The following is an 899-nucleotide window of genomic DNA, read 5'->3' as shown; positions in this document are numbered from 1 at the left end:
GAATCTAATGCTGTTCTTGGACATGTGAGTAAAATCTTTAGTGTACCAAGACAGCTCCAGGCACCGGACGGCTGCATGTTAAGACTAACAAGAAAGACGTTTTCTCAAGGTGGACAAACGTCAATTGCAGACTTCACTCGCGGTGGTGTTGAAGGTGTTTGGGACGCTCAATATGTAACAATCTACTGGCTCGCACGTGAGCCTAAACAGAGGATATAACGATGGCTGAAGGTTCACGTTATAGTAGCTATTACATCAAAGAACAGGCCTCCGGTGTCGCTCCGTCTAGCGGAACTCTGAAGGTCTTTCGTGCTACTAAATCGGGTCTTGATATTAAAATCGCTACTCTGCAATCTGAAGAAATTCGAGATGATGCAGAAGTGGCGGATTTCCGTCTTGGCGCTCGTCACGTAGAAGGTACAGCAACGGGTGAACTGTCTTATGAGACATTTGATGACCTGTTGGGTGGTGCATTACGTGGTACGTTTGCGGGTGAAGTGTTGACCGCAGGCATCGAGCGCCAATCTTTTACCTTTATTGGCTATAACGCGGACCTTTCGGACTTCCCGTATACCATTTATCGTGGTTGTGAAGTTAACAGTCTTGCAATTACTGTAAGTGCTGAAGCTATCACCGGCGTGGAATTTGGTATCGTTGGTCGTACGATGGAACAGGCAGCTACTCTTCCGTCCGGTTTGACTAAAGGTACTCGTACAACTACTTCCCCTATGGATGGCTTCTCTGGTAAGCTGACTATGGGTGATGTGTCTGTTGATGTTATTACTGAGATGGCAATTAACCTTGAGAACGGTATTGAGCCTCGCTTCGTTGTTGGTTCCAATTTCTCTATCAAGCCAAGCTCTAAACGTCGTCAGTTCAGTGGTACACTGACCGCCTAC

The 899-nt window shown here is 46.7% G+C and carries 2 protein-coding genes; both read left to right on the top strand.

Translation table 11 applies throughout. The features are described from left to right. The coding region (locus Y882_RS20650; protein WP_211259243.1) for a hypothetical protein at positions 1-219 on the top strand (219 nt) is incomplete at its 5' end. Positions 220-221: 2 nt separating this feature from the next. Then, a partial coding sequence (locus Y882_RS20190; RefSeq protein ID WP_156171603.1) for a phage tail tube protein occupies positions 222-899 on the top strand: 678 nt, incomplete at its 3' end.

The sequence above is a fragment of the Dyella japonica DSM 16301 genome, assembly GCF_001010355.1.
Lineage (GTDB): Bacteria > Pseudomonadota > Gammaproteobacteria > Xanthomonadales > Rhodanobacteraceae > Dyella > Dyella japonica.
The sequence above is the reverse complement of the archived record's forward strand: the minus strand, read 5'-3'. Positions and strand labels throughout refer to the sequence as shown.